General features: G+C 54.4%; 5 protein-coding genes and 1 pseudogene. 5 read left to right on the forward strand and 1 reads right to left on the reverse strand.

From position 1 onward, the window contains the following. The 5 genes and pseudogenes from GQ57_RS37675 to GQ57_RS41095 form a co-directional block, all read left to right on the forward strand. Positions 1-448, forward strand: a pseudogene (locus GQ57_RS37675) (integrase core domain-containing protein); the annotation flags it as partial. A 288-nt stretch (positions 449-736) separates the two neighbouring features. Next, complete coding sequence (locus GQ57_RS37680; protein ID WP_034200582.1) at positions 737-3,502, forward strand: type VI secretion system Vgr family protein; 2,766 nt, start codon at positions 737-739, stop codon at positions 3,500-3,502. Between the two features lie 28 nt (positions 3,503-3,530). After that, entirely contained in the window at positions 3,531-5,246 is a 1,716-nt protein-coding gene (locus GQ57_RS37685) for a glycoside hydrolase family protein (protein ID WP_034200583.1), read from the forward strand. Positions 5,247-5,264: 18 nt separating this feature from the next. After that, positions 5,265-6,068 (forward strand): lysozyme inhibitor LprI family protein, encoded by an 804-nt coding sequence (locus GQ57_RS41090; RefSeq protein ID WP_031400980.1) that lies wholly within the window; start codon positions 5,265-5,267, stop codon positions 6,066-6,068. 63 nt (positions 6,069-6,131) lie between these two features. Next, positions 6,132-6,413, forward strand: a complete 282-nt coding sequence (locus GQ57_RS41095) for a PAAR domain-containing protein (RefSeq protein ID WP_075123000.1) — start codon at positions 6,132-6,134, stop codon at positions 6,411-6,413. Between the two features lie 334 nt (positions 6,414-6,747). Here the strand turns inward: GQ57_RS41095 and GQ57_RS42810 are convergent. After that, on the reverse strand, positions 6,748-6,860 hold a 113-nt coding region (locus tag GQ57_RS42810; protein ID WP_152603396.1), incomplete at its 5' end, for an integrase core domain-containing protein.

The following is a 6,860-nucleotide window of genomic DNA, read 5'->3' on the forward strand; positions in this document are numbered from 1 at the left end:
GGCTTCGGGTTGTGCTTCCTGTACCTGCGCAACGTGAAGGGCTTCTGCTGGAATCACAAGCGCGTGTACCGGATCTATCGAGATCGACTTCTCATTGCCATCGGAACGCATGATCCGTGCGTTGCGGCAGATCATCGAATGGCGCGGCAGACCCAAGGCGATTCGGTGCGATAACGGGCCCGAGTACCTGAGCGCAGCGATCATCGAATGGGCCCGACAGTATGGCATCAGGCTCGACTACATCCAGCCGGGCAAGCCGCAGCAAAATGCGTATGTCGAACGATTCAACCGGACCGTGCGGTACGAATGGCTGTCGCAGTACCACTGGGAAGACTTGGACCACGTGCAGCGCTTCGCGACCGATTGGATGTGGACTTACAATCACGACCGCCCGAACATGGCCCTGGGCGGATTTACCCCAAAGCAGCGGTTGGCAATGGCCGCTTAGTTTCTACTTTTGAACCCCGTGGAAAACGGGGGGATTACCCTTCCAGCCGATCAATAAAATAGAAAGGAATTTGTTGGAAAGCAAAATTCCTGATGGTCCTGCCGCGTCAAACCCGACCGCCTGCGAGATGGAGTATGAATTATTGTCAGACCATATTGTGGTTTTCTCGATCAAAGTCCATTCTCATGGCCTGTCGACGTCGCTAAAATTGCGGCGATATAACGGGGAAGCCGTTCCCGTGAGAGCGTAGGCCGTTGAGCCTGCAAAAAACAACAAGATGGAAAACGCATGAACATGACCGAAGTGGCTCAGGCGATTCGTGGCGGCCTGATCCAGCAAGATCGCCTGCTCAAGGCGAGCATCCCATCGCTGCCGGAGAACGCGCTTGTTCCGCGCCGAGCCGTGACTTATTCCGAGCTTGGCCGTGACTTCAGTGTCACGCTCGACATGGTATCCACAGCAGGCGATATTGAGCTCAAAACATTGATCGCTCAACCGATGACCCTGTGGTTGCAGCAAGCGAACAAGTCCTATTTGCCGATCAACGGCTACATCCATACAGCTCGTAGGCTTGGTGCTGACGGAAGCCTTTCAAGTTATCAGTTGGCCTTCGCTTCATGGATGCATTTCCTAAAGTTCCGCAGCGATATGCGGTACTGGCAGGACCAGAGCGTTGACGCCATCCTCACCGATGTATTCAATGCGCATCCACAAGCGCGGGGACAATTCGAATTCGCCTTGCTGAAGACGTTACCGTCGCGCTCGTACTGCCGTCAGAGTGAGACCGATTGTAATTTTGTCCATCGATTGATGGAAGAAGAAGGCTTGTTCGGTTTTTGGCGCCAGGACAACGAGGGAAAGTCACACAGGCTCATCGTGACCGATGACATTTACTCGCTTGATGAGGTATCTCCCAATCCAGTCGAGTTCTCCAAATCGGGCGCGACTGGCGAAACGGATGCATTTACGCAATGGGCAGGCTCGCGGACATTGCAGAGTACCGTCCATACGACGCGTACGTTTGACTACAAGGCACCATCCTCTATTGCCAACCCGAAAGGTACGACGCTGCCGACGATGGCCGGTCAAGGAAATTTGCCGGAACAGACGGAAGTCTACGAATATACCGGCGCCTACACGTATCTGAACCGGGATCGCGGTGAACATCTGTCAAAGATTCATCTAGAGGAATGGGAATCGAGAGCGAAGAGATTTCTTGGTATGGGGGGCGTTCGGGCCATTGATGCCGGCCGCCGCTTCGTACTGACTGGCCATCCTGAGCACGATCGCGATCAAGCCGGGCACCGAGAATTCGCATCGATCAAAGTGCGCCGGTACGTTGAGAACAACCTGCCGCTATCGAATCACGAAGCGAACTTTCCTTATAGCTTGCAGAGCGAACTAGCGCAGGCGAAGTTCGAACAAACGGGAGAGGTCGTCACTCACGAAGACGGCTCGGCCGGTTTTTATCTGGTCGAAGTCGAGGCACAGCGCGTGACGGTTCCGTATAGGAGCCCGTTCGAGCACAAGAAGCCAACGATGGAGTTGGAGACGGCAATCGTCGTCGGGCCGCAGGGCGAAGAGGTGTACACGGATGCACTGAACCGTGTAAAGGTCATGTTCGTTTGGGACCGACAGAACTCGGGTAACGCAAATGCCTCGTGCTGGGTGAGAGTCGCGCAGTCGGATACGGGCGGGGGTTACGGGAGCGTACACGTTCCGAGAGTCGGAGAGGAAGTGCTGGTCGGCTATGTCGGAGGTGACTGTGACAGGCCCATCGTGCTGCATCGCGTTTACAACGGGAGCGTCCAGCCGCAATGGCACAGCAATGGCATCCTGTCGGGCTACCGATCGAAAGAGTATGCAGGTGCTGGCTACAACGAGATGGTCCTTGACGACGCTACTGCGCAGAATCGTGTCCGGCTGTTCAGCAGCAGTTCGAACACGCTTCTCCATCTCGGCTATCTCATCGATCAGGACGGTAACACCCGCGGCCCCTATCTCGGCAGCGGTTTCGATTTGAAATCGGACGCTCACGGCGCAATTCGTGCGGCGCAGGGGCTTTTCGTCTCAAGCTACGACGCATCGGTCAAACAGCCCATGGATGCGCGTCACGCGACCAGTCAGCTCGTCAATGCGGAAAGCGTTGTCCAGTCGCTTTCTGACGCAAGTGCAGGGCATCGCGCTGAGAGTCTCTGCGCAGGCTATGATGCGTTGCGTGCATTTACCGACGCGACGCAGGCAAGTGTCGCCGGTACTTCTACCGGAGGTCGCACCGCCGGTGGCGGTACCGGCAGTGCGAACGGTTTCAAGGCCCCGATCATGTTGTTCGCGAGCCCGGCCGGTATCGCAACATCAACGCAACAGTCGACGCAGATCACGGCTGACCAGCATGTAAATATCGTTAGCGGTGAAAGCACGCATCTGGCTGCAGGGAAATCGTTGATCGCAAGCGTGGCCGAAAAAGTCAGCCTGTTCGTTAAGAATGCGGGGATGAAGCTATTCGCAGCAAAGGGTAAAGTAGAAATCCAGGCACAGTCGGATAATGTCGAAATAATCGCTGATCAGGTTCTGAAACTGATCAGCGCAAAGCGTCGGATCGAGATCACCGCCGCCGAGGAAATCCTGCTCAACGCGCGCGGTAGCTATATCCGAATCAGCGGTGCAGGAATCGAGCATGGTACGCCCGCGCAATGGACCGCCTATGCAGGCAACCATGCGCTGCCGGGCCCGAAGTCGCTACCTGTCGTCGTACCCGGTTTTGACATGCCCAAAGCATTCAGCAACCGACTCGATGTCTATGATATCTACTGGCAAAGAGAATTCGGCGAGGTCGAATATACGGCGCGACGGGAGAATGGTGATGTGGTCGCTCAGGGTACTCTCGATGAGCATGGCCGCACGCCACGCTTGACGACCGACCAACCCGAGACCCTCCAGGTACTCGTCGGCACTCAAGGGTCCTGGCTAGTCGAATCGGTAGCCCCATCGTCCAGCGATTCCGGCGAAGCTACTCCAGACGATCCGGACCATTGCGTCAATCACAGCGCCTGAACGCCATTCGAGCCAATCCGAAAAAATCATGACCGCCCCGAATACCAACACTGATCCTCTGTCCGCCGTAACGGTCTATTTCAAGGATCACTTTGGCCGACCGATCCAGGATTTGAAAATCGAGATCAAGGGTATGGAAGACCGCGCGAATCAGGTCTATCACGCCGCATCGACAAATGCGGAGGGTGCCATCCGGTTCTCGGTTCAAATGGGCACTGCGCTATCCGTGCATGTGAAGCGTTGGACTAGCGATACGATGAAGGAAGTCGCACGTTTGAACGCGTCTCTGTCTCAGGCCTACTTCAATCTGACCAGTCCGAAGACCAAGCATGACTTGCCGACCAAGGTCGACGATACGGCGAAAGGCGATTACTGGCGCGGCACTTACCTTGTCAAATCGCACGACAATCTGACGACAATCGCGAAGAAATATCATACGAGCGTTGATTTGCTCAAGCGGGTGAACGGACTGAAATCAGACCTCATCTTGGTAGGCCAAAAGTTGAAGGTCCCCCCTGCCGAGACTCGGAAATCCGATGAGCCGACGCCAAAGAAACCAAGCCCACCGGGTAGCCCACCGCAGAACGATCATCCGAACAACGATAGGGGAGCGCCGACTTCGGCACCTCGTCAGGGCGCTGCACCTATCATTTTTCCGATACAAACCCGCCCGCTAAATGACGAGGGCGGCGTATACGGAACGACGTCGTCGGACTATACATGGACCAAACCTTTACATGGCGGCGGTCATGATCAATCACGATTTGGTGCGACTCGCGATCGCGGTCGGAAGCATGCGGCCCGCGACCTTTACGTGCAGGCACACACTCCGATCGTAGCGATTGCACCGGGCGTCGTTATCAAGCGCGAACTTTTCTATTGCCAAACCTGGCAGATCAGTATTCATCACAAAACTTCTGATGGTCGAGAGTTTATCGCTTTGTACGGCGAAGTCGATCCATCGTCCACAAAGGTGAAAATCGGAGACACAGTAAGCCAGGGGCAAGTTCTTGCTAACAGCGGAGTACTGTTGAAGGATAACGGTACCCCGCTGCATATCGTCGGAAGCGAAAATGTGTCGATGCTCCATTTCGAGACGTATTCGGGCGCTCTCGGATTCGATCCCCACTCGAAACTGAACGGAAAAACGTTGGGCGGTCCGTTCCAGCGTCGCGGCGACTTGATCGATTCGCTCGCGATTCTGCAGGAGGGCTACAAGGCGACGTTTCTCGATGCGCCACCCCTGAAACCTACCGGCCAACGCATCCCGATAGCCCAATTGAAGATTTCGGATCAAGGCAAGGAATTTATCAAGGGTTGGGAGGGAGTGCACTATGACACTGCGAAGGCCAATAGTTACTATTACAACGACAGTAAGGGTTATTGTACGGTTGGCTGGGGTCACCTGATTGCCGAAAGCAGTTGTGCGGCGAACGGGTACATTGCGATGTCGAGCAAGATAACCGTGGCTGAGGCTCAGACACTTTTTGACAACGATGTCGCGGTGATCGAAGGTCGTGTCAAGAATGCGATCAGCGTACCCCTCTACCAGCACGAGTACGATGCACTGGTCTCGCTCGCCTTTAACATGGGCAGTCTGAGCAAAGCGCCAAGTCTGTGTCGTAAACTGAACAACGGTGACTACACTGGAGCACCTGTCGAATTCCTGGATATCGAAAACAAGACGCGCCGCGAACGAGAGCACGACATGTTTTGTCTAGGCACTTACAATTCCAACCATTAAACGAACGATATCTTTTTCATGCAGAAATTCACACTGAGCTTACTCCTCCTGATGTCGGTGGCCTTTGGGCCGGCGCATGCTTCGGCCGAGGAAATATATCGAATGATAGGTGCAGCGCAGTTCGAACAGGGACATGACACACACCAGTTGCCCTTTCCGGTCAATCCCCAGGCCGCGGCTTTTCTCACTTTCGATGATAGTGCGTTTGCACTTCATTACACCGGGCACAGTTGCAACGTAAAGATCGACAAGAAAATGAACTTCTATGTCGACCCGGTCATCTCTCACTCGTTCGGTTCCAGAGACAAATTCAATGCTTTTCTGACCGCGAAGTTCCATGCGAAAGGCGCGGCGCTGACTGATACCTATATTCTGGGTGATGTCGACGCACCGCTCTGCTCGGGCCTCCGATCTGCGATGATCTATCGATCGCAGGACGAGATGGTGTTGCTCGACGGTTCTTGGGCGTACGCCTTCGCGCGTCAAACCCATGCGCCAGCAAATGCGGAGCAAAGTTTCGACTGCAGTAAAGCCGCAACGAATGTCGAACACCTTATATGCAAGAATCCAGATCTGATTAAACTCGATGCAACCGTCAATCGTGGCTACGTTGCGATGATGCTGACCAATTCGAAAGAAATTTCATACCAAGATCCAGTGAGACTAAATCAAATCAACTGGATCAAGACAGTACGGAATTCCTGTAGTGACAACGCTTGCTTGATGAAAGCATATAACGGCCGCATAGCCTACATCAAAGGTAGGATAGCAAGCACCTACCCGTCTTATCCCGAAGAGGATTCCAATCAAGAAGGTGATTGATGCACGCGCACCTCTGTCCAGACAACACGCAGAAACTCGTTCTCAACTTTGTCGAGGTGCAAAATGGCGCTAGCTATCATCGTGGTCGGAGATATGACATCGCATGGGGGGCGCGTGATCAGCGGCTCGGATATCCATACGATTGGAGGTAAGGCGATTGCTCGTCTGCATGATCTCGTTGACTGCCCAGAAAAATATCCCGATGGCAAATCGCACGGCATTAACAAGATCATTGAAGCACATCCAACGTTGACAATTGACGGCGAGCGTGTTGCGCTACATGGTCACCACACCGAATGCGGTTGCATGTTGATTGGCAGCACCGCTACGCAGGTTGGAGACTAGTGTCACCTCGGTGATCGACTTAGCTCGGATTTACATGCCGGATTGTGGACCGTGAGCAGGCGTGCGAGCCCGATCCAGTGTGGCGTTCGGTCTGCAGGACAATCGGTGTGATCGTGTGCGACGGCCCACTTCATTTGAGTCACGGACCCGATGGCCGACAGTCGACGTTAAGTGACGACATCTGTCAGAGCGAATGTCCAGCCATCGAAGCCGGTGGCGTCACAGTCGATATCGTATATCGCGGTCTGAGCGACAGAGAACGTCTTGTTCCGAAGGATGGCGAATCAGGTTGTACGGTAATACCCCCGCTTTTAACGCGAGTCAGAAGTAGAGGCTAAGCGGCCATGGCCAGCCGCTGTTTTGGCGTTACGCCACCAAGGCCCATGTTGGGGCGCTCATGATTGTATTGCCACATCCATTCCGTGGCGAACTGCTGGATGTGCTCAA

The organism is Burkholderia sp. MSh2, assembly GCF_000731655.1.
GTDB lineage: Bacteria > Pseudomonadota > Gammaproteobacteria > Burkholderiales > Burkholderiaceae > Burkholderia > Burkholderia paludis.

Excerpts from the sequence above, each read along its gene's own strand:
- GQ57_RS37685 (WP_034200583.1), top strand. The coding sequence starts at position 3,531 with ATGACCGCCCCGAATACCAACACTGATCCTCTGTCCGCCGTAACGGTC.
- GQ57_RS41095 (WP_075123000.1), top strand. The coding sequence starts at position 6,132 with ATGGCGCTAGCTATCATCGTGGTCGGAGATATGACATCGCATGGGGGG.
- GQ57_RS37680 (WP_034200582.1), top strand. The coding sequence starts at position 737 with ATGAACATGACCGAAGTGGCTCAGGCGATTCGTGGCGGCCTGATCCAG.
- GQ57_RS41090 (WP_031400980.1), top strand. The coding sequence starts at position 5,265 with ATGCAGAAATTCACACTGAGCTTACTCCTCCTGATGTCGGTGGCCTTT.